Source organism: Rhodococcoides fascians NBRC 12155 = LMG 3623, from assembly GCF_001894785.1.
Lineage (GTDB): Bacteria > Actinomycetota > Actinomycetes > Mycobacteriales > Mycobacteriaceae > Rhodococcoides > Rhodococcoides fascians.
In genome coordinates this window covers 43,574-69,241 of sequence record NZ_BCWW01000011.1, presented here as the reverse complement: position 1 = coordinate 69,241, position 25,668 = coordinate 43,574, and the positions used below count along the sequence as shown (strand labels likewise).

Below are 25,668 nucleotides of genomic sequence, written 5' to 3'. Positions count from 1 at the left end.
TCACGTCTCATTCCTCGTTGGAGGTGAAGGTCGAGTCCCAGTAGGTCGAGGACTCGGCTCCAGCCTCGGTGAGTCCGGCATCGCTGAGGATGCTGATGGTGTTGGCCCAGTCCTCGTCGCTGTTGACACCCGGAGCCATTCCTTCGGTGTTGTCCGTGGTGAGCAGCGGAATGGTTTCCTGCCACTGCTGCAGAAGCACCGACTCCGGCGGAGTCTGCGGGTCCTTACCGACCATCGATGCCACGGCCGCTTCAGGATTGGCGATGGCTGCCTCGAACGATTCGCGGGTGGCGTCGACCATGGCCTGAACGAGTTCGGGGGAGCGCTCGATGGTCGACGTGTTGGCGATGAGGCCGTTGCTGTAGAAGTTCAAGCCCTCGTCGGAGTAACGGAGGTAGCGCATCTCGCGTCCGGACTTGTTCGCAATATTGGGCCCCTGGTCGTGTGCGAAGCCGATGAGACCGTCGACCTGACCCGAGAGCATCGCGGCGATCTTGCCCGCGGAGTCCAGACTCTGCTGCTGAACTTGGTCCTCGGGAACGCCGACGCGGTCGAGGAAGATGGGGAATGTAGTGGTGGGCGCATCCCCGGCGGAGACGGCGATGGTCTTTCCTGCGAGGTCGGCGGTGGTCTGAATAGGTCCGTCTGCGTAGACCTGCACAGCCGACGGCGTCGTCTGCAGGAATACGCCGAGGCTCTTGACCTTGACCCCCTTGTCGATGTTGGACATCACGGCCGCAGTGTCGGCCCAGCCGAAATCGGTCTGGTTGGAGCCCGCGGCCTGTGCGGTCTTGGTCGATCCCTGGCCCGCAGTGATGGTGAGGTCGATACCGTGCTCGGCGAAGATACCTTCTTGCACTCCGTAGTAGAACGGGGCGTGCTCGCCGTAGGGATACCAATTGAGCATCAGCGAGGTCGCGGTGGTTTCACCGTCGGCACCCGGGGCCTTCTCCTCGCCTCCACCTCCTCCGCTGCATCCGGCGAGTACGAGAGCGGACGACGCGACGGTCGCCACCAGAACGTTTTTGAGCTTCATGGAATATGTCCTTCGATGGAGGGAGAGCAAGCGGGTCACACAGCGCCGACGGACGCGGTGGAGCGACGCGATGCGTGCCAGGGGATAAGGAACTTCTCGGCGATCTCGATGATCAGGAAGAGCACGATGCCGAGCAGGGACATGATGATCAGAGAGGCGAAAAGCATTGCTGTATCGATGTTTCCGTTGGCCTGGAGGATCACGTACCCCAGACCTTCGTTGGCCCCGACGAATTCACCGACCACCGCTCCGGTCACCGCGAGTGTTGCGGCGATCTTGAGGCCGGACATCAGCTGCGGCAACGACGCCGGAAAACGCACCTTGCAGAACGTCTTCCATTTGCTCGCACCCATGGTAGATGTGAGTTCGAGGATCTCGGGATCGACGGAACGCAATCCCGCCATTCCGGCGATGACAATGGGGAAGAAGGCCATGAGGACGGCCACGAGGATCTTGGGGCTGGGACCGAAGCCGAGCCACACGACGAACAGTGGCGCGATGGCGATCTTCGGGATCACCTGTGCGAACAGGATGAGCGGGTACATCGTCTTCTCGATCGAGGACGAGTAGATCATCACCACTGCAACGGCGATTCCGACGCCGCTGGCGATGATGAAGCCGGCGACGGTTTCGTACGTTGTCACCCAGGTGTGGCCGGCGAGGTAGGACGCGTTGTCCACCATCGTCGACCACGTGTCACCGGGTGACGGAAGAATATAGGGCGCAACGAGTTCGGAGGCGGTGACGGCCCACCATGCGGCGACGAGCACGGCCACGAGGGCCAGAGGTCGCCAGAGGCCGGACCAGGTATTGCGGAGCGAAGGGAACCGTCGACGACGGGTCGGTGCGGGTTGAGGAACCGACGCAGTGGCAGAACGGACTTCGACCGACGATGTTGTCGTCATATGGAGTCCTCGATCTAGTAGGAGGCGGGTCCGTCTACACCCGCTGGAATGCGCTTTCCGAAGCTGTCGCCCAACGTAGTGTGATCGCGCCCACAGTGTCAAGCAATTCGGACAATCAGCTGTTCAGAGAGGTGCTACGGCGCAGGACGACGGTGCCCGGTGCCCACTCCCGGCTGCCAGGGCGACTGTCCGGATCGAGGGCGAGCTGCACGGCTCTCTCGCCGATATCCACCAACGAGAGTGCGACGGTGGTCAGGCTCGGAGAGTGATCGCGCAGTGTAGGGATGTCGTCGAATCCGGCGACGCAGACATCCTCCGGCACGCTCAGGCCCAGCTCACGCCACGCTGCGATTGCCCCGATGGCCATGACGTCGGTGACTGCGAACACGCACGGTGGAGCGCCGTGGCCGGGGGAGAGTTCGAGCGCAGCCGCCAGACGCCGCGCGGCGCTGTAGCCGCCGTCTCGCGAGAAGTCCCCGGCCACTTCGATTTCCGGTGTGATGCCGTGTGTGCACAGTGTCTCGACGAAGCCGTTGCGACGATCGGTCGAGGTCCGGATATTTCCCGGTCCGCCGATGATGGCAAAGCGACGATGGCCGTGCTCGTGCAGGGCCTGCGCCAAAGCCGCAGATGCGGCGAAGTTCTCCGGTTCGACCGCAGAGGCGAACGGCACCGGTTGTCCGATCACCACCACCCTGCCGCCGTTGTCGCGGTATGCCGCGAACTCCTGTCCCAACGCTCGGTCCAAGTCGCCGCTCTGCCTCGAGCCGGCCAGGATGATGGCATCGGCGCGGTGCGAGATGAAGGTGGCGACCGACTGCCGCTCGAGAGCGAAATCGCGCTCGGTACTGGCCAGGAGCACCAGCTTGCCTGCGTCGCGCGCCTCGTTCTGCACGCCGCGAACGATGGAGGAGAAGTACGGATCGGCCACATCGTGCACCACGAGCCCGATCAGTCCGGTCGACGACCGAGCCAGCGCCTGGGCCTGCGCGTTGGCGATATAGCCGAGATCCGCCGCCGCTGCACGGACGCGATCGGCGACACCCTCGCCGGGCACTCGTGACGAGCCGTTGAGCACCCGCGACGCTGTGGCCTGCGAGACGCCGGCCGCCGCAGCCACATCGCTGAGTCGGACTGCCGCCATGAACCCCTCACCCCCTGCGAAATCGTTGTGATCGACGGTCGCACTTGACCGATCGACATCGACAGCATAGCTTGGAAAGCGCATTCCAAAGCTGACTTTCCCTCACGACGCGTAGTGGACTTTCCGCCACACCGTCGCCGCGGCCCCATCCGTCATGGCTCGCCGTCGTCCCACGTCCTTCGTCATCAGTGCACAGAAAGGGCAATCTCTCATGCCCACACCCACCCGTACCTTGCGCATCGCCATGAACGGCGTCACCGGCCGCATGGGCTACCGTCAGCATCTTCTTCGCTCCATCCTGCCCATCCGCGACGCCGGCGGGCTCCTCCTCGACGACGGTTCACGCATACAGGTCGAGCCGATCCTGGTCGGCCGCAACGAAGCCAAGCTCCAAGAGCTCTGCAGCCGACACGGTATCGCCGAGTACACCACCGACAGCGCATCGGTCATCGACGACGCGTCCGTCGACATCTACTTCGACGCTCAGGTCACTTCGCGGCGCGCCGAGGCGCTCTCGTCGGCGATGAAGGCCGGCAAGCACATCTTCACGGAAAAGCCGACAGCCGAAACGCTGACGCAAGCCATCGAACTGGCCCGCATCGGGCAGAACGCAGGCATCACGGCCGGCGTCGTGCACGACAAGCTCTACCTCCCAGGCCTGGTCAAACTCAAGCGGCTCGTCGACGAGGGATTCTTCGGCCGCATCCTCTCCCTACGGGGCGAATTCGGCTACTGGGTCTTCGAAGGCGACGGTCAGCCCGCCCAACGACCCAGCTGGAACTACCGGGCCGAGGACGGCGGCGGCATCGTCGTCGACATGTTCTGCCACTGGAACTACGTGCTCGAAGGCATCCTCGGCAAGGTCGAGACCGTCATTGCGAAAACCGCCACCCACATCCCGACGCGCTGGGACGAGCAGGGCAACGAATACGCCGCCACCGCCGACGACGCCGCTTACGGCATCTTCGAGATGGAGAACGGCGTTGTCGCCCAGATCAACTCGTCGTGGGCAGTGCGAGTGTTCCGAGACGAACTGGTCGAATTCCAGATCGACGGCACGCACGGATCGGCGGTCGCGGGGTTGCGCAACTGCGTCGCCCAGCATCGTTCGCACACCCCGAAGCCTGTATGGAATCCAGATCTGCCCGTCACCGAACCGTTCCGCGACCAGTGGCTCGAGGTTCCCGCGAACGCGGACTTGGACAACGGGTTCAAGTTGCAATGGGAAGAGTTCCTGCGCGACGTCGTCGCTGAACGGCCGCACCGCTACGGTCTGCTCTCCGCTGCCCGCGGTGTGCAGCTGGCCGAGCTCGGTTTGCGATCCTCCGCCGAGGGCCGTCGCCTCGAGGTCCCGGAGATCGCGCTGTGACCGCCGTCGACTCCAGGGTGTCGATCACCCTCCCCGGCCGCGGGGTCTACGCGCTCGGCGAACCGGGTGAGTGGACCAAGCCCACCGCCCCCATCACCTCACGCGTCGCATATGCCGCAGCGCACGTGATCCCCAGGGCCACAGGAGACAACACCCCGGGGGCACCCGCCGACATCGACTGGGACGCCACCATGGCGTACCGCCATGAACTCTGGTCCTACGGATTGGGTGTCGCCGATGCGATGGACACCGCTCAGCGCGGCATGGGCCTGGACTGGGCCGCTACGTCCGAGCTGATCAGTCGCTCTGGAGCCGAGGCCGCTCGCGTCGGAGGATCACTCGCCTGCGGCGCGGGAACGGACCAACTCGACTTGAACGCGCTGCCGTCGGGCAAAGACGGTCTCGCTGCTGTGCTCGACGCCTACCGCGAGCAGATCTCGGTGGTCACCGAGTCGGGAGCAAAGGTCATCGTCATGGCTTCACGCGCCCTGGCTCGGGTGGCGACGTCACCCGACGACTATCTGCACGTCTACTCGACATTGCTCGACGAAGTCGAACAGCCTGTCGTATTACATTGGCTCGGAACGATGTTCGATCCCGCGCTCGCCGGATACTGGGGTAGCGCTGACATTTCGTCCGCTACGGGTACCTTCCGCGGGCTGATCGAGTCGCACGCAGCCAAGGTCGACGGAGTGAAGGTGTCGTTGCTCGACGCTCAGCACGAGATCGAACTACGAGCCGGGCTGCCCGCAGGCGTCCGCCTCTACACCGGCGACGACTTCAACTACCCCGAGCTGATCATCGGCGATGGACAGCATCATTCGGATGCACTACTCGGCATCTTCGCCGGCATCTACCCGGCGGCGTCGACGGCGTTGCAGGAGCTCGACCGCGGGAACACTGCACGCGCCGAGACCATTCTGCGTTCGACGCAGGAGCTCGGCCGCCATATCTTCGCCGCGCCCACCTATTACTACAAGACCGGGATTGCGTTCCTGTCGTGGCTCAACGGCAAGCAACCGGGCTATTCGATGGTGGGCGGTCTGTCGTCGGGTCGCAGTGTGGAACACCTGACCACGCTGTTCGTCCTCGCCGATCGCGCCGGGCTCTTGTCGGATCCGTCGCTGGCTGCGCATCGTATGGGGCTATACCTGGATCTGAACGGAGTGTCCTCGTGAAATTGTTACCGTTCGATATCGAGAACCCCTACGCGTCACTATCTCTCAACACCAAGACGACGAATAGCTGGACGCTGAAGCAAGCCGTCGACGGGGCCGCGCGAGCCGGGCTGGGTGCGGTGGCCCCGTGGCGGGATCGGATTCAGGAGGCCGGTGTCAGCGAATCGGCCAAGCTCATCTCCGATGCCGGTCTGCGGGTGTCGAGCCTCTGCCGCGGTGGGTTCCTCACGGCGATCGACGACGACGGTCTCGATGACAACCGTCGCGCTCTCGACGAAGCCGCCGAACTCGGAGCGCCCGAGCTCGTGATGGTCATGGGTGGCATCCCCGATCGCGACCTCGTCGGAGCGCGGGCTCGGGTGGAAGAGAGGCTGGCTCTGCTCGTTCCGTATGCACTCGAGCGGGGGGTTCGCATAGCGCTCGAACCTCTGCACCCGATGTTCGCGGCCGACCGTGCTGTCATCTCCACACTGGGACAGGCTTTGTCGATGGCCGAGCCGCATCCGGTGGAAGCGGTAGGCGTCGTGGTCGACACCTTTCACGTGTGGTGGGATCCGGACCTGGAGTCATTGATCCGAACGGCAGGTGACCGTGGCCGCATCAGCTCGTACCAGGTGTGCGACTGGCTGGTGCCGATGGAGGCCGACCCGCTTCTGTCGCGCGGAATGATGGGAGACGGTGTGATCGACTTCGAATCCATCGGCCGATGGATTCAGGACGCTGGGTACCGAGGTGATGTCGAAGTGGAGATCTTCAACGCTGCCGTGTGGGCGACCGATGGAGACCAGGTGATCGAGACGATGAAGCAGCGCTACCGCGATCTGGTTCTTCCCAGTCTGATCGCATGAGAGTTCTCTTCGCCCCCGATTCCTTCAAAGGCACCATCGACGCTGTGGATGCCGCCGCGGCACTGATCGAGGGGTGGGCGGCTGTCCGCAAGGGTGACGACCTGGTGTCGATGCCGCAGGCAGATGGGGGCGAAGGGACGCTCGACGTGCTCGCAGCGTGCTCGGCAGACTCGACGTGGTCATCGGTGCGCGGTGTCTGCGGCCCGGACGGTCGGCCGGTCGACGCGCGATGGTTGATGCTCGACAACGGCCGGGCGGTGATCGAGCTTTCGGAGTCGTCGGGCATCGCGATGATGGAGTCGCTGAATGCATTTGCTGCGACCACCCGCGGGCTCGGTGAGGTCATTCGAGGCTGCGGTTCGGATCGAATTACGGTAGCGCTGGGGGGCTCGGCGTCGACCGACGGCGGGCTAGGAGTGCTTCGGGCGCTTGGCGTTCGGGTGCTGGACCAATCGGGTCAGGACGTTCCGGAGGGCGGTGCAGGTCTGGTGGCCGCCCGGTCGGTGGATGCGTCGGGCCTCGCGGGGGTGCCGTCCGATATCGAATTGCTGACCGATACGCGCGCGGTCTTGTTCGGACTCGACGGTGCCGCACACATCTTCGGGCCGCAGAAGGGTGCGTCGGCCGCTGACATCGAGTCTCTCGACGAAGCGTTGGAGTATTGGGCCGATCTGCTCGCCGATGCGGGCTTGCCGGCCGACCCGTCCATGCCGGGAACCGGTGCTGCGGGAGGGGTCGCATTTGGGCTGTGCGCGCTGGGGGCTCGTGTATCCGCCGGAGCGCAACGGGTGTCGGACCTGACGGGACTGTCGGCTGCTGTCTCTTCCGCCGACCTCGTGGTGACGGGTGAGGGCACCTTCGATCGCACGTCGCTGACGGGCAAACTGGTCGGATATGTAGTTCAGATGTGTTCGGACGCTTCGGTTCCGGTAGTGGTGGTCGCCGGGGCGGTGAAGTCGGACGTCGAGGTGCGGACCGTGTCGCTGACGGACCTTGCCGGCAGCAGTGAGGCCGCCATGGCGGATCCGCGACAATGGTTGATCGACGCTGGACGGCGTCTGGCACACGAAGTTCGATAGCGAGGGGCACCGAAAACGCCGTCGGATCGGATGGTGCCCGCTGCTGCGGCACCGGCGCTGAGGATGAAGTTGTGCCGTACTTCGTTGCGGAAAACCATCTGCATCGGCAGGAGCCAGAATCTATCCTCGTCGGTGAAGTCGGAACTGAGAATCTGGAAACCGCGTTGATTGACAGTGTCTTCGCCCTTGGCGTCGAGAACCCCCAGAGTCGCGGGAAGTCCTTACCGATGTCGTCGGGTCCCGGCTGCGACAGTGCGGCCAGCCGGCATTAGAGCCTGCGGGTTTCGTGTGGGACGGTGCAGGTTTCCGCCGAGGACGTCGAGCATGTCTGCAGTGACTCGCGCCTACTTCGCGAAGAACAATCCGGTGATGATCATCGGCTCGCTCGCTCGTTCGTGAATTGCCCTCAGGCTAAACGATCTCGGCGGTAGATCTTCGAGCGCCTATGCCGTCGTACGCAACGCCCACGCCCGAGCGAGCGCGAATGTTGCCACGAGTACGCACAGCACCGCCACCATCACCGCGACGAAAGTGGATACCGTCGTGGAGAATCCGAGAATCCAGGCGGTCCCCATTCCAGCGAGGGTAGCGAGGACACCTCCGATCGGGAGAAAGACAGCTACAACCTTGGTTGTCCGAGACGACAACGGATCATGAGTTGCCCTGAGCAGCAACCGGACCGAGGCGACTCCGACCACGTAGGCCAATATTCCGGTGCCTGCGTATATCGGGAGCACGTAGTCGGTCGATACGCCCGAACTTGAACCGGAGAAGCTTGTGCCGACGAGGATCAGCACTGGCATCATCCCCAGCGTCACTCCGACCAGACCGGCAACGACTACGAGCCCCACGCGCCGAGAGGGTTCGACGATGAATCGATAGCCACACAGGTGCAGCACCAGCCCTGCGAACATGCCGATCACCGCGCCGGTCGAAGCGGCGACGACGGGTCGCACCCATAGCCCCAGCGTGGTGTCGGGTTCATAGAACGATTCGCCGGAGACGTACGCCGCGTACCCCGAAGTTCCGGTCACTGCGTGACCCAGTACCGCGATCACAGCGCCGAGCAAAGCAAAACAAGTTGCCTGTTTTATCACGCATCAATGATGACGGATGTCCGATCTACGTCGAGAACCTCGGCCGGAGTGGTGCCCGTTCATCACTGGGATCATTCGGTCCACAGCGCGTCGCACCTATCGGCAAACGCAGGGCATGCTCGCCTCCGATCCAATGGAACCGATGCGTCGCTAGCTGCGTCCAACATCAAGGATGGCTTACCTGGATGGAGTGCTGTGAGCAAGATGCGATTGCTGATCGCGGGTGCGGTCGGGGTGATGCTGGCGGTAACCGGATGCGGACGGGCGACCGAAGGCATGCCTGTTGCGTCGCCGTTGACGACCTCGGTGTCGACAACCGCACCGGCAGATGGTGCATGGGATCCGTGCACTATCCCGGACTCGGCCATCGAGGACGCAGGCTTGGCAGTCGAGACGAAGTCCTCGAACTTGGTAGGAGATCTGCCAATTTCGGAAGACTGGATGACGTGCTTTTGGACGAACCCTCTGCCGACGCCGTGGTATCGCGTCGGCATCTTTTCTTCCACGGAAAGTCTGGACTACTTGCGTGAGCGGGGACCGTTCGAGAAATTCGAGCCCATCGAGGGTTCCGACGGCATGCGCTTCCAGCGGACCATCAAGTACGACGAGGTCAACTGCGGCGTCGCCTTCGGCCACCCGGGTGGCGTCGTCTACCTGAATCTCGACGGGTTGGTGATGACACCACCTCTTGAAAATCCGTGTGTTGAGGTCGAACGGTTGGCGCGTTCGCTCCGACTGTCCTTGCCGTCGGAAGAATAGGTGGATGTAATCGATGGGTTCGGAGACCAACGAGCTGGCGTCGTCGATGCAGCAGTGGCAGGCGCTGTCGATGCAGGCAGATTCCGGGCAGCTCGAGATTCCAGAAGGCGTGGCGTTCCGGTGTGACGAGGTGTGTGCTGCCTACATCCGGCACTTGAAAGACATGGTGGTAAAGACGCAAAACTTGGTCGACGTCAAGGCATTCGGCTCCTTGGATTCGGCCAGGCAGCTCGGCGAAAAGTTCGAGAGGATTGCCTACAGCGGTGATCGCTCGCTGCGCGTCGTGCTGACGCAGCACATCGAGGTCATCGAATTGATGCGGTCGGTGTTCAAGCGCTACTTCGATGAAGCCGAGTACGCCGATCAGCGGACGTTGACGTCCATCGCGGAGATCGGTGAGCGTCTGGGCAGGTGACCTTTCAGGTCCGAGGCCCAACGCGATCGGTGCCACCGGTCCGTCTGGACAGATACTGCGCCGCTGCGCAGTTGGTGTGCGAGCTGAAGTGCGGGTCCCGATCTGGATGCGAATTTCGTCGGAAGATGCTCCGCTGACCCACAGGATTGTCGCAGCCGTACCCCTCGGCTATTGTCGAGGAAGGTTCAAGAGCGACAGCCGTAGGTACCTGGCCGGCTGTCCGGCAACCCCGTCTCCATCGACAGGGTGCCCCAGGGGAAGAACCGGCGCATCTCGCGACCGCGGGTGCGCAAGTCGATGGAGGTCGCACCTCCAGGACGAGGTGAAAAATGTCTGCAGATGACGGACTCGCAGCAGCACAAGCCAAATGGGAACCCATTCCGCCGGATCGTCGTCGTGCCTGGTGCCAGACGCTGCTGAGCTATCCGCCGATATGGTTCGGGGTGTTCCCGATGCTCGAGACCCGGAGGCTGGTACTCGAGGGTGGATATGCGAACAGTGAAGCCTGGATCGACCTTGCGAAACGTGCTGAAGCAGTGGGTTTCTCACCGCGAACGTGGCTGATCTTTCGGCAGAGCCTCGAGCCGGCCTATTTGAAGGATCGGTTCCCGTCGCATCCCGAGAACAAGCCAAAGCGGCGGGGAAACGGCCGCGTGGAGACGGTAGTGGTCGATCCAGAGGACTTCTCCGAGTGGCCATGGCTGTTCGAGGCAGGATATCGCGCGGGAGAGGCGACCCTGCACGCGTTGTCCCGCTGAGTGGGTCGACTAGCAGTCAGGCGTGTTGTCCCGGCTGCGGGCGCTCTAGTAACTGACCGAAAGCCTCTTACCGCTCGATTAACCGAACGCGATGCGAAGCCCTACGCTCGCTGTGGCTTCACCGGCGCTGAGGATGAAGTTGTGCCGTCCTTCGTCGCGGAACACCATCTGCATCGGCAGGAACCAGAATCGATTCTCCCCGGTAAATCCGGCACCGGGGATCTGGAGACCACGTTGATTGACGATGTGTTCGCCCTTCGCGTCGAGCACTTCGAGCGTCGCGGGGAAGTCCTTACCGATGTCGTCGGGCCCCGTCTGCAGTAGCGCCACGAGACGGCATTCGAGCATTCGGGTGTCGCGAGGAACCGTGCAGGTATCCCATACACCGCCGAGAATGTCGAGCATGTCTTCGCTGACTCGCGCGTACTCCGCGAAGAACAATCCGGTGATGATCATCGGCTTCGGCCACCTCTTTCGCCCAACACTGGCCTCGGGGTTGACAGTCGTGTCGACAACCCTAAGCGGCCACGGAGCCACTTGCTGACGCCGCGGCACGTCGATGCAGAACCACCGTCAGCGCGATGGCGACCACGATGCCGATCAGGGGTGGTATTCCGAATTCGAGTTCCCCGGACAGCCACGCAAGGAATGCCGCGAAGGCGTAGACCGCGAGATGTCGCCAATGCACGAGCGGGGGAGTGTGCCCCTCGGGTATGCCCTGACGCCAGCGGCACAGGAAGTCCCCGATGAGAACACCGCCCAACGGGGGAATGAAGGTGCCGAGCAGGCTCAGGTAGTCGACCAGATGGTTGTGCACACCGACGAGCGCGAGCAGGGTCCCGATGACGCAGCCGCCGATGATGAACGGTGCCTTCCGGGGATGACGGAACATTTCCGCGCCGGCGACGCCGAAGGCATATGCGGTGTCCGCGTTGCTCTTCCACAGGTTACCGAAGAGCAGAATCAGGCCCCAGCCGACGAGTCCCAGGTTGTAGAGAACCAGAACGAAATCGCCCTCACCGAAGGTGATTGCTCCGATTGCTCCGAACAGAATCATCATTCCGTTGCCGAGAAGGAACCCGATGATGCACGCCCACGCCGCTTGCGACCCGGATCGTGCGAATCGAGTCCAATTGGGTGCCTGTGTCCCCGCGGAGACGAAAGTGCCGACGACCGTCGTGATGGCGAGCGTGACCGTCATGGTCGTCGTGGGTGCGATCGACGTCAGACCGGAGAACCCACCGACCTCGTCGAGAGAGCGGGAGACCACCCAACACGCCAAGGCAATAATCAATGGCGTCGACACGACCGAGACCCAGTACATCCCGCGGTATCCGTAGCAGGCGGTGATGCACATGAGGATGCTCGCACCGATCATGACCGCCGCCCGCGCGGCATAGGACTCCCAGCCCAATGCTTGCGAGGTGAGCTCACCGATGGTGCCGATGATGACGCCATACCAACCAATCTGCGTACCACCGAGGAGCAACGACGCGAGCTTGGATCCGCGGGTGCCGAAGCTGTAACGCGCCATGAGCACGGTCGTCAAACCTGTACGTGCACCGGCAAATCCCATCATGGCCACGTACGCGCCCAGAATCGCCGAGCCGGCGACGATCACCAGGATGAGGGTCCAGAAACTGAACGCCGTGCCGAGCGCAGCACCGGCCAGCATTGTCGGCGTGAAGATGGTAAAGCCCAGCAGCACAATGGCCAACGAGAAGAACGGCTTGCGGGCAGTGCGGGGCACGGGCGTGACGGGGTAGTCCAGGTCGACCGGTTCGTCGGCCTTCTGTGCGGTGGACTCGTGATCGGCTCGGTTGCTCATGCCTCCTCGCCGATGTCTTCGAGCCACAGGCCTGGGCGCTCCGCCAACATGCGTTCCATGAGCTGCAGACAGGCGGGGTCGTCGACGACGTCGAGCTGTACTCCATGCTCGCGCAACAGACTCTCCGACATCTCGAACGAGCGGTTCTCGCCGATGACGATTCGCGGAATCTCGTACAGCAATGCGGTTCCCGCGCACATGAAGCACGGGGACAGGGTGGTGTAGAGAACGGATTTGCGGTACACCGAAGCCGGTAGTCGCCCCGCTCGCTCGATGCAGTCGGTTTCGCCATGACGAATTGCGCTGTCCATCTGCACGCGTCGGTTCCGTCCCACCGCCAGTACTTCGCCGTCGTGCACGAGTGCCGCGCCGATGGGAACGCCGCCCTCCTCCCAGCCGATCTGTGCCTGTTCGATTGCAAGTCCGAGGAAGTACTCGTCGGTGTGCGCGGGATCGGTCAAGGGGTCCTCCTGAAGCGTCTACGAACGGTGAGGGTGATGCGTGCCATCAGTCGACCAGGCCTCGCACAGATTGCCAAGGGACAACGTGTCACTCGAGCAATAGTCGATCTGGAGCACTGTGTCCCGTCGGCGGAACATGAACGAATGCTGCCGACTCTGCGAAACGTTCTGGCGCTGCCGTCTTTCGAAGCGGCTGCTGTCGAGGTACTCACGGGCTCACCCGACACCGTGGTCGTCCGATGGGTGCATTCGTCCGAGGTCTACGAGATGGGCGGCTTGCTGTCGGGCGGAGAGCTGTTGTTGACCACCGGACTCGGCCTCCAGGGACGATCGGCCCAGCAGCTGACCGCCTACGTCGACCAACTGGCCGACGCGGGATGTGCCGCTCTCGCAATGGAAGTCGGACGCTCATTTCTCGTGGCACCGCCGGAATTGGTCGAGGCCGCGCGTCGCCGAGGGGTGGCATTCCTGACGCTGCACACGATCGTCCCATTCGAGCGGATGGTCGAGGACTTCCACGACCTCGTGATGAGGCGCCGGCTCGGAATGCAGCGCACCGGCGAGCCGGTCTGGCATCAGCTCATGGACCTCGTCGTGGCGGGGCAGGGCATGACTGCCCTACTCGACGCGATCGCACGGCTGGCCGGCTGTGGCGTCGACCTGCTCGACGCGGAGGGCCGCGTCGTCGAACACAACGCTACCGCTGCACCGCGATCGGCCGATGAAAAAACGGTCCTCGACGTGCGCGGACCCGCGGGCTCGCTCGGTCGGCTCGTGCTGGCCGGACGGACCACCGCACGGCGCTCGGCCATCGGTCACTGCGCGGCCGTCGCGGTAGCTCTGGAACTCGGTCGACATCCCGGCCTCGGTCCCCGACAGTCCCGTGCACAGGCCGTGATCACCGATCTCGTGGGAGGCACGTCGACCTCACACGGTGACCTCGTCGAGCGCCTCGGCGCAGCCGGTTGGGCACCCACCGACGGCCACCATGTTCTGGTGGCCGCCGTCGACGTCGATCAACGAACTCCGGCGCGCGAGCTGTTGATTCCGGTTCGAGAGGCGGTCGAGTCCGTCCTCGGGCGGTGTTTGGTCGGGGTGGCTGCGAACCACGTCGTCGTGCTCGCGCAGGGCTGGGTGCAGCCGTCCCCTGCGCGAGTTCGCGCCGCGTTCAACGAGATCGAGGTTCTGCTCCGCGGCGGATCTCGTGGTTCAGCATTGCGCACGATCGGTGCGTCGGCTCCGGTCCTCGGGTTGTCTCACATCTCCGATGCGATCGGCCGAGCGCGTGAGGTGGTCCAGATCGCGCGGCGCTTCGGAACTCGCACCGGTGTTCTGTGCGCTCGCGATGTCGGTGTTCAACGGTTGCTGGGCGCGTGCGTACCGGCCATGATCACGGAGTTCGTCACCGAACAGCTCGGTGACGTGATCGCTTTCGACACCGAACACTCTGCCGATCTCGTGCGAACCCTCGATGCCTTCGTGGCGAACGGCGGTAGTAAAGCCCAGACCGCGATCGGACTGGGCATCAGGCGACAGTCTCTCTACGCCCGGTTGTCGCGACTCGACACGCTCCTGGGCACCTCGCTCGATGATCCGACGCACCTGGCCGGTCTGGGACTCGCTCTGACGGCGTGGCGTATGCAGACAGGTGTTGACCCGCAGGCCGCATTCGCGCGTACATCGCGCTGCGGAAGCTGACCGCACTCGATCGGAAACGTCGTGGACCCAGTCCTGTGAGGCCCCAACCTGTGTGCCCATCTCACGGCGTGAAGGTGGTGGCCGAAGGGGCCAACATGCCGACCACACCGGACGCCGTCCAGATCTTCCGCGACGCCTCAGTGGCGTTCGCACCTGGCAAGGCGGCCAATGCCGGGGGAGTGGCTACCTCCGCTCTCGAGATGCAGCAGAACGCATCTCGTGACTCGTGGAGTTTCGAGTACACCGACGAACGCCTCGCCGTGATCATGCACGGAATCCATCACCGAACCATCGCGACCGCCGAGGAGTACGGCAAGCCGGGCGACTACGTCCACGGCGCGAATATCGCCGGTTTCATCAAAGTCGCCGACGCGATGATCGCTCTCGGCATCGTCTGAAGCACCGCCCTCATCACCGACTGGCCTTTTGTTTTCTTTCGGCTACAGTCGGCTGCACGAGCTCGAACCGAAAGAAGGTGTGTCGCTGTGATCCCCGATGGAGCAGAGGTGCGGTAGCGTTCGCGCTTTCGTCACCTCGTTCGATCCTCGGTCCCTCGACTCCGTCCTGGACCCGATTTCAGCGCCACCACTTTCGACCACCGGCCGTTCTGATCGGGCTCGGTAAAGCCTGTCCGTCGGCTCATCGAGAAACAGCGGTCATCGAATATTCATCTCGAATCGGCGGGCGCAGTTCTGCGTCCGTACATCGCGCAACGACGTGCTGCTCGAGAACTCTCACAACCCCAGTCACACAGGAGAAACCGTGACCACTATCGATCACCTGCCGTTCGACACACCCGCACCCCGTGAGCAACAACTGTCGGAGCTACTGGAGAGCCGAGTGATGGCTTTCAACAACGTTCTGGTGCAACGTGCTTCGGGTGACCTCGACAACAACGACGCGTACCACCGCGCTCGCGCCGAGCTGCAGCGCATCGATCGCACGATCGCAGAAGTGAAGAGCCGCATCGCAGAATCGGACGCATCGAAAACCATCGACCGCGATATCGCCGGCCCAGGATCTGCTGTCACCGTCATGTTCGATGGTGACGAGAAGGACGTGGACACCTTCGTGCTGGTCGAACACGCGATGGAGAGCAGCGGCCGAACCTGCTCGACCGCTTCACCTTTGGGCGCTGCCTTGGACGGGAGTCGAGTGCGTGACGTACGCACGTACTCGCTCTCCTCCGGTGCCGAAAGCGCAGTGGCAATCCTGGGCATCACCTGGCCGTGAGGGTGTTGCAGTGGCCTGCTCGTCGAGAAACGACTAGCTGATCAGCGCACGCACCGGCGTCGGCTCCCGGCCCAACAGGGCTGCGGTGACGGCATTCCCGGCCAGAAAGTCTCGGTCGTCGTAGAACTCGAACATTGCCCCGAGTCGATGTTGCTCATCGGCGGACATCGAGTCGCTGTGCAGCCTCATCCATTCATCGATACTCGAGGACCTGGAAGCGACCACACGGCCGGTGGCCACCTCGACCAGACGAACCACGTCTCGGACACTGAGCGCTTCCGGCCCACCGAGCTCGTACGTCGCCCCATGGTGCAGCTCAGGTCCCTCGATGAGGACCCGGGCTGCCACCTCGGCCACATCGTCGAGGCTGACGAGCGAGAACTTACTGTCCAGGCTGTAGGGCACAACAAGATCGGTACTGCTCCCGTCCAGAACCGCCTCGAAGTTCTGCGCATAGGCACACGGTTGCAGGATGGTCCAGTGCATTCCGTGCTCACTGCAGAAGGCACGAAGATCGTCCTCGCAGCGGGCCTTGTCCATGTGATGCGGCATCCTCGGGCTGTAGGGCCACGCCACCGAGTGGTAGACGACGTGGTCCACTCCGGCGGACGCCGCCGCGTCCAGCGCCCGCAACACTAGAGCCGGCTCGTCCGGATGCACATTGGGTGCAATGAAATACACCCCACGGCACCCGGTGAAGGCCTCGGCAAGGCCTTCACCGGTCTCCAGGTCCACCGGAAAGTCCGGTGCTGAACGGCTCAGCCGCCGCACCACCGCTACGCCGTCGAGTGCATCTGCGACGGCTCGTCCGGTCTTGCCCGTGGCACCGACGATCGCGATGTCGGTGCCACGGGAAACATCGAGCGCCATCAGTGAATCTCAGCGATCGATGAAGTCGTACTCGGCGAACTTCGCGCCACCGGAGAGGCGTTCGTAACCGGGCCCACGATCGAAGAACGGCTCATCGAGGCCGCGTGCATTGCGCATCTCTGCGCGGAGCTTCTCCGATGCTTCTACATCCGCGGTCGCTGTGCCCTCGGCAATCACGACGCCGTAGTCCGTGGCCGCGAACTCGCGAGAGACTTTGCCCCACAGCACGTCCTGCTCGACGGATTCGATGGGACGCTCCAACGGATCGCCCCAGCCGCCGCCACCCGTCGTGCGGATACGGATGGTGTCGCCCGCCAGGATCGGCTCGGCATCGGTCAACGCGTCGAATTCACGCTCGTTGGGCTGGCCCGGATTCAGCGTTACGGAGAACGATCCGCCGGCCTTACCGCCCTTGACGCCCCAGCACGCGAGAATCGAACGGTCGGCGATGGACATGAAGTGCGCATCCTTGAGCATCCGGATGTGCTTCTCGTAACCGAGGCCGCCGCGGTAGCGTCCGGCACCGCCGGAATCCTTGGCCAAGCCGAGCTTTTCGACGATGAACGGGAAGCGGCTCTCGGTGAACTCGGTGGGCAGGTTCCGGGAATCGGGTACGACGTGGATGGTGTCTTCACCGTCCGCGTAGTGCCGTCCACCAGAGCCGCCGCCGAGCACCTCACGCATGAGGTACGAGTTGCCGTCGAAGTCGTCGCCGTACACGCCCGTGTAGCGGATGGTTTCCTGATCGGCAGGCATGTTGCCGTCCACAGCTTTTGCCACGACGCCGGCGAGCACACCGAGCAGACGCAGGATGACGAACGTCCGAGCGTTGGTCGGGGCCGGGAAGATCGGGGTGATGAGCGTGCCCTTTTCGGGGAACTTCATCTCGATCAGCGGGATGACGCCCTCGTTGACGTCGAGCTCGGCCATACGCTCGGGGGAGTCCGCGAGGTTGCGGAGCACCGGCGCAAGCCATTTGGCCAGGAAGTTGCCGTCCGCGTAATCACCACAGTGGTTGATCGGGCCCTTGGCCTGCGGCCCGGTGCCGGTGAAGTCGAGGATGAGGCGCTCGCCGCGCTCGTCCTCGGGGCCGGTTTTGGTCAACGTGATCCGCTGAACGTGCAGCATCGGCTCGTCGACGCCGTCGTGCTCGGCGTAGTCCTCCCAGGTGTATTCACCCTTGGGGATCTTGCTCAGGATCTCGCGACGGTAGATCTCGGTGGTGGCATCCATCATCGAGTCGAAGCACGCCTCGACGGTGTCGATGCCGTAGCGCTCGTACAGCTCCGTCATTCGCCGGGCACCCATGAGGCACGCCGAGCATTCGGCGTCGAGATCGGCGGCCAACGCGTCGGGCATGCGTGAGTTGCGCGTCATGATCGTCAACGCAGCCTGGTTGGGTACGCCCTGATCCCACAGCTTGATCGGCGGAACCATCAGGCCCTCTTCGTACACGGTGGTCGCACCGGACGGCATGGAGCCGGGGCAGCAGCCGCCGATGTCGTCGTGATGGCCGAAGGCCTGCACGAAAGCAACGACCGACGGCTCTGTGTCGCCGGGCTTGGTAGCGAACACCGGCACAGTGACACAGAGATCGGGCAGGTGGCCGATGCCACCCTCGGAGAGATAGACGTCGTTGTGGAAGTAGACGTCGCCCGGCTTCATGGTCTCGAGCGGGAAGTCGCGAGCCACCGGATGCACCAACGCGGAGTAGGAACGCCCCGTCAGCTTGCGCAGATTGCGGTCGTGAATTCCGGCGCGGAAATCGTGGGCGTCACGAATCATCGGTGACCGCGACGTCCGTGAAATGGCGGTCTCCACTTCCATTTCGACGCTTGCGAGGTAGCCGGCCACTATCTCGACGAGAACGGGATCAGGCGCAGGCGCGTCGACCGGAGAAAGCCGGTAGGGCTTGTTGTTCACCATGTCGATGACGGTCATCAGTTCGCTCCGTTCGAGTCGAGAGTGCGGGTGATGCGGACGTTGCCGAACGTGTCGATGCGGGCGGAGAAGCCCGGATCGATCGGCACGGTGGAGCTGAATTCTTCGATGACGGCCGGGCCGGTGATCGTGTCACCGGCACCGAGATCCGCACGGCTGTAGATCGCGGTCTCGTGCCAACCGTCGAAGTACGCCTGACGCGTTCCGGTGCGGGCACTTTCGGCTCCGGTGCCGGCGGCGATCTCCGAGAGCACGGGGCGCTTGATGGGGCCGATACCGCTGACCCGCAGGTTGACCCACTCGACGAACTGACTCTGATCTCCGCGGAAGTCGTAGCCGTACAGCTCACGGTGCGCTTCGTGGAAAGCCTCGGCGGCCTGATCGATGGTCGCCTGGGTGATCTCGCCGTCGGCGATCGGTACGCGCACCTCGAAGGCCTGACCGAAGTAGCGCAGGTCGGCCGAGCGTGCGTAGCGACGATCCTCGGCCGCGAAGCCCTCACCGGCGAGCGCCTCGTCGGCCCGAGATGCCAGCACTGCCAGCTCCGATTCCAGATCCTCCGCGCGCAGACGGTCGTGCCGGCTGACGTGCGTCTGCACGTAGTCGTTGCGCACATCGACGGTCAGCAGACCGAATGCCGAGACGTTGCCCGGGTTCAGCGGTACCAGAACGTCTTTCAGACCCAGGATGTCCACCAGGCGGCAGGCGAGCAACGACCCGGAGCCGCCGAACGTGACGAGGGTGAAGTCGCGGACGTCGAGGCCACGCTTGACCGAGATCTGCCGCAGCGCGTTGGCCTGGTTCCAGGCCGAGACCTCGAGGATGCCGGTGCCGCAAGCTTCGACTTCGAGCGAGAGCTGTTGCGCGAGGTCTTCGATGCCCTTGCGTGCCAGGTCGGTATCGAGGGGGATCTCGCCGCCGAGCAGGTGGGGTGGAATGCGGCCGAGCAGGACGTGGGCATCGGTGATGGTGGGCGCGGAGCCGCCGTTTCCGTAACACATGGGCCCGGGATCGGCACCGGCCGAATGTGGCCCGACGCGCAGCGTGCCCTCGGGTGTCATCCAGGCGATCGAGCCGCCGCCTGCGCCGACGGTGACGACGTCGATCATCGGGATCTTCGACGGGTAGTTGCCGACGCGTCCCTCGGTGGTGAGCGCGGGCTCGCCGCGGACCACGACGGTCACGTCGGTGGAGGTGCCGCCGCCGTCGCAGGTCAACACCTGTTCGACACCTGCAGCGCTGGCCACCAGGGCCGCACCCAGCGCGCCGGCGGCCGGTCCCGACAGCACGGTGGTGATGGGCTGGTGCACAACCTCTTTGGCGGACAGGACGCCGCCGTTGGACTTCATGACGTAGAACGGCACATCGCGTGCATCACCGGATTCGGTGGCGAACTCCCGCAGGCGGTTCGCGATGTTGTTGACGTAGCTGCGAATGTTCGGCTTCACGGCCGCGTCGACCAATGTGGTGATGGCGCGCTCGAATTCGCGGTACTCACGCAGTACCTCGGTGGAGATGGAGACCGTCGCCTCGGGGTATTCCTCGAGAAGGATGTCGCGGACGCGCTGCTCGTGATCGGGGTTGGCATAGGAGTGCACCAGGCAGACGCCGAGGGTCTTGACGCCCTCTGCCTTGAAGAATGCTGCTGCCGCGCGTACGTCGTCGTCGTTGAGAGGGCGAATCTCGTTGCCGTCAAACGAGAGCCGGCCGCGGATGGTGCGGACGCGGTGTGCGGGCACGATGCGATCGGGCTTGACCCAGAAGTACGAGTTGCCGTAGCCGTCGGGTACCGACTGGCGCGCGATCTCGAGTACGTGCTCGTAGCCCTCGGTGGTGATGAACCCCAGGTTCTCCACCTTGCCTTCGAGCAGCTTGTTGGTGGCGACGGTGGTGCCATGGCTGACGGCGCTGAGCGAATCGCCGGATACGCCGAGCTGGCGGAGTACCTTGTCGATGCCGGTCAGGAATCCCTCGGCCGGATCACTCGGCGTCGACGGAGTCTTGGTGGTCACCATGGCTCCAGACTCCTCGTCCACTGCCACGACGTCGGTGAATGTGCCACCGGTGTCGATACCGACCCGAATCTTTCGTGGTTCCACGCTTCCTCCTCGATATGGTTCGTAGGCCACGCGTCCGTTGATCGGATCGGCGGGTACCTGACGTGTACTCACATTCGACCCGTTCTGCGTCTCAGTATCTTTGGCACAAGGTGCCAAACTCCAGCCGAGCATTTGAGCTTCGCGCGCCCTGCACCGGCGTCGAATTGGCAGTACTTGCAACGACAAAGGCCGCTCACCCCCGATGGCTGGGGATGAGCGGCCTTTGTCGTGAGCCGTGACGGCGCGAAGTTACCGGTGACAGGACGAGCGAGTGAGCAGTCCGCCCAACACGACTCCGGCCAGTGCGAAGCCTGCGCCGGCTGCGGCGGCCAGCAGGGTGCCGCGGACGGACTGCGCGGCGACGGGTGCACCGGCACTCACAGCGCGTCCGGCCGCGACAGGCAGGGCAGTGGGGGTGGTGCCGGAATCGCTGGCTGATACCTCCGCGGGCGCAGCAGCGGCCTCCGGCACCCCGTTGGCGATGACGCCGTCGAGGCCGTTGAAGAACACTCCGGCCATCTTCTTTGCGACGCCGGTGATCATGCGCTGACCGACCCCGCCGACCATGCCGCCGACCACGGCGTCGGCGTCGTAGCTGAGCATCGTGCCGCCGCCTTCGGTGGGCTCGAGCTTGATGGTGACGTCGGCGCGCACCGTGCCCGGTGCGCCGGCACCGGAGGCGGTCATGACGAACGATTCGGGCCGATTCTGTTGCGAGAGGACAACTTCACCGTCGTAGGTGCCCTTGATGGCGGCGACGCCTGCGGTGATCGAGAGCTTGTAGTGATCGTCGCTCAACTGCTCGAGGGACTGCACTCCGGGGATGGTTGCGGCCAGTACCCGGCCGTCCTGCATGCTGTCGTACACCTCGGCGGGAGGTGCGGCCAGCGTGGCGGTTCCTGCGATTCTCATGAAATCTCCTCGGTTGTCTGAGCGACCGCGTGGGTCAGCCGCAGCTCGTACAGGTCGGACGGTGAAATGGGCATCGAGGTGATCGAAAAGCCCTCGGCATCTTCGACAGCGGCCGCGATGACGGCGCTGGTGGGGATGACGCCGGCTTCGCCGGCACCCTTCATGCCCAACGGATTGAGCCCGGACGGGGTGACGGTGTGGTCCATCTCGATCGTCTCGGGAACTTCGGTGACGAACGGCATCAGGAAGTCCATGAACGAGGCGTTCAGGAGTTGCCCGTGCTCGTCGTAGGCGATCTTCTCGTACAACGCTCCGCCGATTCCCTGGGCGACGCCGCCGTGAATCTGGCCCTCGACGATCCGAGGGTTGATGACGTTGCCGCAGTCGTGCACCACTGCGTACCGCTCGACGTGGATCTCGGCCGTCACCGGATCGGTCTCGACGATCGCCGCGTGGATGCCCGACGCGAACGTCGAGCGCGGGGGAGAGTAGTAACCGGTGGCTTCGAGGCCCGGCTGTTCGCCCTCCGGCACCGGCGGGATCGTCATGTCGGTGTCCATCTTCGCGAACCCGGTGGCCTGCCTCGACTCCTTGTCGAAGGCATAACGCAGCGGATTGGACAGTACGGCAACAACACCGAGGGAGATGGACGTGCCCTCTGCTCCGGGTTCGGTGCCGATCTTGCAGACGTAGCCCCCGCGCAATTCGAGCTCGACGGGGTCGAGATCGAGGGCGCGCCCGGCGATGACCTTCGCTTTCTCGGCGACCATCTGCGCGGCCACGTGGAACGCCGAACCGGACATCACTGCACCGCGAGAGGCGAATGTGCCGACGGCATAACCGAATCGACGAGTATCGCCGGTGGTGATCTCGACGTCGGCGATGGAGACACCCAGGTCATCGGCGACGATCTGCGCGAACGTCGTCTGATGGCCCTGGCCCTGCGTCGTCAAGCCCGTTGCGCCCTTGATCTTTCCCGAGTTCTCGATGAGCACGTGCGCGCCCTCGTACGGCCCCGGGCCGGTGCCCTCGACGTAGGCACCGACACCGATACCGACGGTGCGGCCCTGCGCTGCAGCCTGCTTCTTGTATTCGGGGAAGCCGTCCCAGTCGATCAGGGCCTTGAGCTTGTCGATCCCGGCCTGGTAGTCGCCGGTGTCGTAGATCAACGGGCGACCGTCCTGGAACATCAAACCGAAGTCGTAGGGCATCTCCTCGGGCCTGATGAGGTTCTTCTCGCGGACCTCGAGCCGGTCCTTGCCGAGGTACTGGGCGATGGCGTCCATCGAGCGTTCCATCGCGAACACACCCTGCGGGCGGCCTGCTCCTCGATACGGAATGACGATGACGGTGTTGGTGTACAGCGAATAACCGTTGCAGCGGAACGAGACCGGCTTGTAGGGCCCGAGCACCTGCGTCGCGGTGTTGATCAGCACGATGATGCCGTACGGCAGGTATGCACCGTTGTCGTGCCAGACGGTGAAGTCGAAGGCCAGCAGCCGTCCCTCGTCGTCGAAACCGAGGGTGACCTCTTGGACCTGTGCACGTTCGTGCGCACTCGAGATGAAGTGCTCGCGGCGGTCCTCGACCCACTTGACTTCGTTGGAGATACCGGCGCGGCCGAGTTGTCGGGCTGCCCACGTCACCATCACCTCTTCCGGCCACGGGTGCATGATCTTCACGCCGAAGCCGCCACCGACGTCCGGGGCGATGCAGTGAATCTTGTTCATCGCCATGCCGAGTCGCGCCGCGACGGCCGCGCGCACCGACGTGGAGGTCTGCGTGGAAGACCAGAAGGTCAGCGTCTCCTCGTCACTGTCCCAGCGCGCGTAGACGCCTTTGCCCTCCATCGGCATTGCCGCTGAACGCTCGATGTTCAGGTCGAGGGTGATGCGGTGTGGTGCAGCGGCAAGTTCGGCGTCGATGTCTCCGAAACCGTGCTGCAGGTGCGCGGCCACGTTGTCCGGCACGTCGTCGTGTACTCGGCGAGCCGCGACGCGCGCGGTGTCGATGCCCACGACGGGGTCGAGGATGTCGTAGCGGACCTCGATGACCGCGCAGGCATCCTCGGCCACGTAACGGTTCGTTGCGATGACCATGACGATGGCCTCACCGACGTGGTTGACCTCGTCCTTGGCGAGTGGGAAGCCGTTGCGCGGAGCGATGATTGCCGGATGGGGAATCAGCAGCGGTAGCCCTTCGGCCATCTCGGCGGAGTCCGCTTCGAGATCGTCGTAGGTGTACACCGCGTGCACGCCCGGCATGGCCAGCGCGTCGTCGATATCGATGGCGGTGATGCGTGCATGTGCGTGTGGGGAGCGCACGAAGGCGGCGATCAGCGCGCCGTGACCGAGGTCGTCGAGATACTTGCCCTTGCCGCTGAGCAGGCGCTCGTCCTCCGACCGTGACAGCGGCTGGCCGAACAGGGGAGCGGTGTTGGTGGGAGTGTGCGGCGGTGCGGTGCGCGTGGTGCTCATGCTCGGCCCATCCGTCCGCCGACGGGACTGGTGGATCCGCGTACCTTGCGGTCGAGTGCGGCACGACTCGACTCGTCGTCGGGACCGAGCGGAAACTCGCCCGCCCGTTCGCGTTTGATCTCGGCGGCGCGCAGCACCGAAGCCTTGATGTTCTGATAGCCCGTACACCGGCAGATGTTGCCGGCGATGGCCTCGGTGGCCTCCTCCTGCGTCGGTGAATCGTTTTCGTCGAGGAACGCGGCGATGGTGGTGACGAATCCCGGTGTGCAGAAACCGCACTGCAGACCGTGGCAGTCCTTGAAGGCCTGCTGCACGGGATGCAGAGTGCCGTCCGGCTCGACGAGACCCTCCACCGTGGTGACGGTCTGCCCCTCGAGGCTGGCGGCGAGCATCAGGCAGGCCCGGACGGGCTTGCCGTCGAGAAGCACGGTGCATGCGCCGCACACGCCGTGCTCACATCCGACGTGGGTGCCGGTCTGACGAAGGTCGTGGCGGATGGCGTCCGACGCGAGAGTGCGGGCCGGGACGACGATCGTCTGCTTGGTTGCGTTGAGGGTGAACGTCACCTGTACGTGTTGTTCACCGGTCTCCGCCATCAGATCGTCCAACTGCTGTTCGATATCTGTTGTCTTCATCAGTGGTTCACTCCGGAATCGGCGTGCTGCGGGTGAGCGGACTTCGACGACGCGCCGTCGACTGCGGCGGCCATCACCACCCGTGCGGTCAGTGCTGCGACGAGTTGGGATCGGTATGCCGCGGTGGCATGAATGTCGGACTCGGTCTCGACGCGTCGACGTGCGTCCTCGGACAACGTGTTCCACTTCGGATCACGTGCGTCGGACACCGCGGCCCCACCGATGACGTCGGTGTAGTCGACGACCTCGCCGAATTCTCCGGCGGACACATAGGTGACGTGCGCGGTGCGTACCGCGTTCTCGGCAACGGTGACGCGGGCCGCGACTCCGACGAGCGCGTAGTCGCCGTGGCGACGCGCAACCTCGTCGATGGCCGTTCCTTCTCCGACCCGGGCAGCGGGAACCATTGCCGCGATGGCGATCTCGTCCGTCTCGAGCGAGGACTCCAACGGCCCGAGAAACAGATCTTTCGCCGCGATCTCTCGGCGGCCGTGGACGGACTGCACCGTGACCGAACCGTCGAGCAACCGGATGACCGCGGGCATCTCGGCCGACGGGTCGGCATGCACGATGGATCCGACGGTGGTCCCACGGTTCCGGATGGTCGCGTGGGCCACCAACTGCAGTGCCCGTCCGAGCAACGGCTGCGTCTGAGCGGCAGCCCGGTTCGACGCGAGCGACGCGTGCGTGGCCAGGGCCGCGAACGTGACGCCCGACTGGGTCGACCCGGTGATGTCGTCGAGACCGTCGATACCGGTGATGTCGATCAGGTTCCCGGGAGCGGCCAGGCGCATCGACAGCATCGGAATCAGGGACTGACCGCCGGCCAGCACCTTGCCGTCGACCTCGGCCAGGATGCGGCACGCCTCCTCGATCGACCGCGGCCGATGGTATTTCAATGGAGAAGGTTTCATATCCCGATCCTG

At 64.1% G+C, this 25,668-nt stretch carries 23 protein-coding genes, 1 pseudogene and 1 riboswitch; of the genes and pseudogenes, 10 read left to right on the top strand and 14 right to left on the bottom strand.

Annotation, left to right across the window (positions count from 1 at the left end):
* Positions 1-7 precede the first annotated feature (7 nt).
* From RFA01S_RS21515 to RFA01S_RS21505, 3 genes are all read right to left on the bottom strand, one after another.
* A complete protein-coding gene (locus tag RFA01S_RS21515) occupies positions 8-1,036 on the bottom strand; it encodes an ABC transporter substrate-binding protein (RefSeq protein WP_032406920.1) in 1,029 nt (342 codons plus the stop codon).
* A 35-nt stretch (positions 1,037-1,071) separates the two neighbouring features.
* Positions 1,072-1,941: an ABC transporter permease gene (locus tag RFA01S_RS21510; RefSeq protein ID WP_032406919.1), complete on the bottom strand. Its 870-nt coding sequence runs from the start codon at positions 1,939-1,941 to the stop codon at positions 1,072-1,074.
* 115 nt (positions 1,942-2,056) lie between these two features.
* Positions 2,057-3,085, bottom strand: coding sequence for a LacI family DNA-binding transcriptional regulator (locus RFA01S_RS21505; RefSeq protein ID WP_032406992.1), 1,029 nt, complete (start codon positions 3,083-3,085; stop codon positions 2,057-2,059).
* A 211-nt stretch (positions 3,086-3,296) separates the two neighbouring features.
* On the opposite strand from RFA01S_RS21505, the gene RFA01S_RS21500 reads away from it, so the two are divergent.
* Genes RFA01S_RS21500 through RFA01S_RS21485 form a run of 4 tightly spaced genes read left to right on the top strand, consistent with a single transcriptional unit; the run spans position 3,297 to position 7,559 of the window.
* Entirely contained in the window at positions 3,297-4,454 is a 1,158-nt protein-coding gene (locus tag RFA01S_RS21500) for a Gfo/Idh/MocA family protein (protein WP_027497766.1), read from the top strand.
* Entirely contained in the window at positions 4,451-5,632 is a 1,182-nt protein-coding gene (locus RFA01S_RS21495; protein ID WP_032406918.1) for a dihydrodipicolinate synthase family protein, read from the top strand. Before RFA01S_RS21500 ends, RFA01S_RS21495 begins: the two co-directional genes overlap by 4 nt.
* Complete coding sequence (locus tag RFA01S_RS21490; protein WP_032406917.1) at positions 5,629-6,480, top strand: sugar phosphate isomerase/epimerase family protein; 852 nt, start codon at positions 5,629-5,631, stop codon at positions 6,478-6,480. The genes RFA01S_RS21495 and RFA01S_RS21490 overlap by 4 nt, the downstream gene beginning before the upstream one ends.
* Positions 6,477-7,559, top strand: a complete 1,083-nt coding sequence (locus RFA01S_RS21485) for a glycerate kinase (protein WP_027497763.1) — start codon at positions 6,477-6,479, stop codon at positions 7,557-7,559. Before RFA01S_RS21490 ends, RFA01S_RS21485 begins: the two co-directional genes overlap by 4 nt.
* A gap of 443 nt (positions 7,560-8,002) precedes the next feature.
* On the opposite strand, the gene RFA01S_RS21480 is transcribed toward RFA01S_RS21485, so the two are convergent.
* Positions 8,003-8,593 carry a hypothetical protein gene (locus tag RFA01S_RS21480; RefSeq protein WP_139278490.1) on the bottom strand — a complete coding sequence of 197 codons (591 nt, stop codon included), beginning with the start codon at positions 8,591-8,593 and terminating at the stop codon, positions 8,003-8,005.
* A gap of 3 nt (positions 8,594-8,596) precedes the next feature.
* Here RFA01S_RS21480 and RFA01S_RS21475 point away from each other — a divergent pair, with 3 nt between their 5' ends.
* The 3 genes from RFA01S_RS21475 to RFA01S_RS21465 all read left to right on the top strand — a co-directional run bounded on the left by RFA01S_RS21475 (position 8,597) and on the right by RFA01S_RS21465 (position 10,588).
* A complete protein-coding gene (locus RFA01S_RS21475; protein ID WP_238325076.1) occupies positions 8,597-9,415 on the top strand; it encodes a DUF3558 domain-containing protein in 819 nt (272 codons plus the stop codon).
* A gap of 13 nt (positions 9,416-9,428) precedes the next feature.
* Positions 9,429-9,830, top strand: coding sequence for a hypothetical protein (locus RFA01S_RS21470; protein ID WP_052054987.1), 402 nt, complete (start codon positions 9,429-9,431; stop codon positions 9,828-9,830).
* 183 nt (positions 9,831-10,013) lie between these two features.
* A riboswitch (SAM riboswitch) is annotated at positions 10,014-10,132 on the top strand.
* Positions 10,133-10,159: 27 nt separating this feature from the next.
* On the top strand, positions 10,160-10,588 hold the full coding sequence (locus RFA01S_RS21465) for a hypothetical protein (RefSeq protein WP_027497761.1): 429 nt from the start codon (positions 10,160-10,162) through the stop codon (positions 10,586-10,588).
* Positions 10,589-10,666: 78 nt separating this feature from the next.
* Here RFA01S_RS21465 and RFA01S_RS21460 read toward each other — a convergent pair whose 3' ends face one another.
* The 3 genes from RFA01S_RS21460 to RFA01S_RS21450 all read right to left on the bottom strand — a co-directional run bounded on the left by RFA01S_RS21460 (position 10,667) and on the right by RFA01S_RS21450 (position 12,877).
* Positions 10,667-11,044, bottom strand: coding sequence for a DUF6941 family protein (locus RFA01S_RS21460; protein ID WP_032364353.1), 378 nt, complete (start codon positions 11,042-11,044; stop codon positions 10,667-10,669).
* Between the two features lie 61 nt (positions 11,045-11,105).
* Entirely contained in the window at positions 11,106-12,416 is a 1,311-nt protein-coding gene (gene codB, locus RFA01S_RS21455; protein ID WP_032406914.1) for a cytosine permease, read from the bottom strand.
* The gene (locus RFA01S_RS21450) at positions 12,413-12,877 is read right to left on the bottom strand and encodes a nucleoside deaminase (RefSeq protein ID WP_032368971.1); all 465 of its coding nucleotides are present in this window, start codon (positions 12,875-12,877) and stop codon (positions 12,413-12,415) included. The genes codB and RFA01S_RS21450 overlap by 4 nt, the downstream gene beginning before the upstream one ends.
* A gap of 144 nt (positions 12,878-13,021) precedes the next feature.
* On the opposite strand from RFA01S_RS21450, the gene RFA01S_RS21445 reads away from it, so the two are divergent.
* The 3 genes and pseudogenes from RFA01S_RS21445 to RFA01S_RS21435 all read left to right on the top strand — a co-directional run bounded on the left by RFA01S_RS21445 (position 13,022) and on the right by RFA01S_RS21435 (position 15,808).
* Positions 13,022-14,575 carry a helix-turn-helix domain-containing protein gene (locus tag RFA01S_RS21445; RefSeq protein WP_032406991.1) on the top strand — a complete coding sequence of 518 codons (1,554 nt, stop codon included), beginning with the start codon at positions 13,022-13,024 and terminating at the stop codon, positions 14,573-14,575.
* A gap of 59 nt (positions 14,576-14,634) precedes the next feature.
* A pseudogene (locus RFA01S_RS21440) lies at positions 14,635-14,973 on the top strand (NADP-specific glutamate dehydrogenase); the annotation flags it as partial.
* Positions 14,974-15,337: 364 nt separating this feature from the next.
* A complete protein-coding gene (locus RFA01S_RS21435; RefSeq protein WP_072692188.1) occupies positions 15,338-15,808 on the top strand; it encodes a GreA/GreB family elongation factor in 471 nt (156 codons plus the stop codon).
* A gap of 33 nt (positions 15,809-15,841) precedes the next feature.
* Here the strand turns inward: RFA01S_RS21435 and RFA01S_RS21430 are convergent, their stop codons facing one another.
* From RFA01S_RS21430 to RFA01S_RS21400, 7 genes are all read right to left on the bottom strand, one after another.
* Positions 15,842-16,678 (bottom strand): SDR family oxidoreductase, encoded by an 837-nt coding sequence (locus RFA01S_RS21430; protein ID WP_032406912.1) that lies wholly within the window; start codon positions 16,676-16,678, stop codon positions 15,842-15,844.
* Between the two features lie 9 nt (positions 16,679-16,687).
* On the bottom strand, positions 16,688-18,619 hold the full coding sequence (locus tag RFA01S_RS21425) for a hydantoinase B/oxoprolinase family protein (protein WP_032406911.1): 1,932 nt from the start codon (positions 18,617-18,619) through the stop codon (positions 16,688-16,690).
* A complete protein-coding gene (locus RFA01S_RS21420; RefSeq protein WP_032406989.1) occupies positions 18,619-20,718 on the bottom strand; it encodes a hydantoinase/oxoprolinase family protein in 2,100 nt (699 codons plus the stop codon). The genes RFA01S_RS21425 and RFA01S_RS21420 overlap by 1 nt, the downstream gene beginning before the upstream one ends.
* Before the next feature lie 249 nt (positions 20,719-20,967).
* On the bottom strand, positions 20,968-21,630 hold the full coding sequence (locus RFA01S_RS21415; protein ID WP_032384873.1) for an SRPBCC family protein: 663 nt from the start codon (positions 21,628-21,630) through the stop codon (positions 20,968-20,970).
* Entirely contained in the window at positions 21,627-24,107 is a 2,481-nt protein-coding gene (gene cutA, locus RFA01S_RS21410; protein WP_052060615.1) for an aerobic carbon-monoxide dehydrogenase large subunit, read from the bottom strand. Before cutA ends, RFA01S_RS21415 begins: the two co-directional genes overlap by 4 nt.
* Entirely contained in the window at positions 24,104-24,742 is a 639-nt protein-coding gene (locus tag RFA01S_RS21405; RefSeq protein ID WP_027497753.1) for a (2Fe-2S)-binding protein, read from the bottom strand. The genes cutA and RFA01S_RS21405 overlap by 4 nt, the downstream gene beginning before the upstream one ends.
* Complete coding sequence (locus RFA01S_RS21400) at positions 24,742-25,656, bottom strand: FAD binding domain-containing protein (protein WP_032406910.1); 915 nt, start codon at positions 25,654-25,656, stop codon at positions 24,742-24,744. Before RFA01S_RS21400 ends, RFA01S_RS21405 begins: the two co-directional genes overlap by 1 nt.
* Between the last annotated feature and the right edge of the window lie 12 nt (positions 25,657-25,668).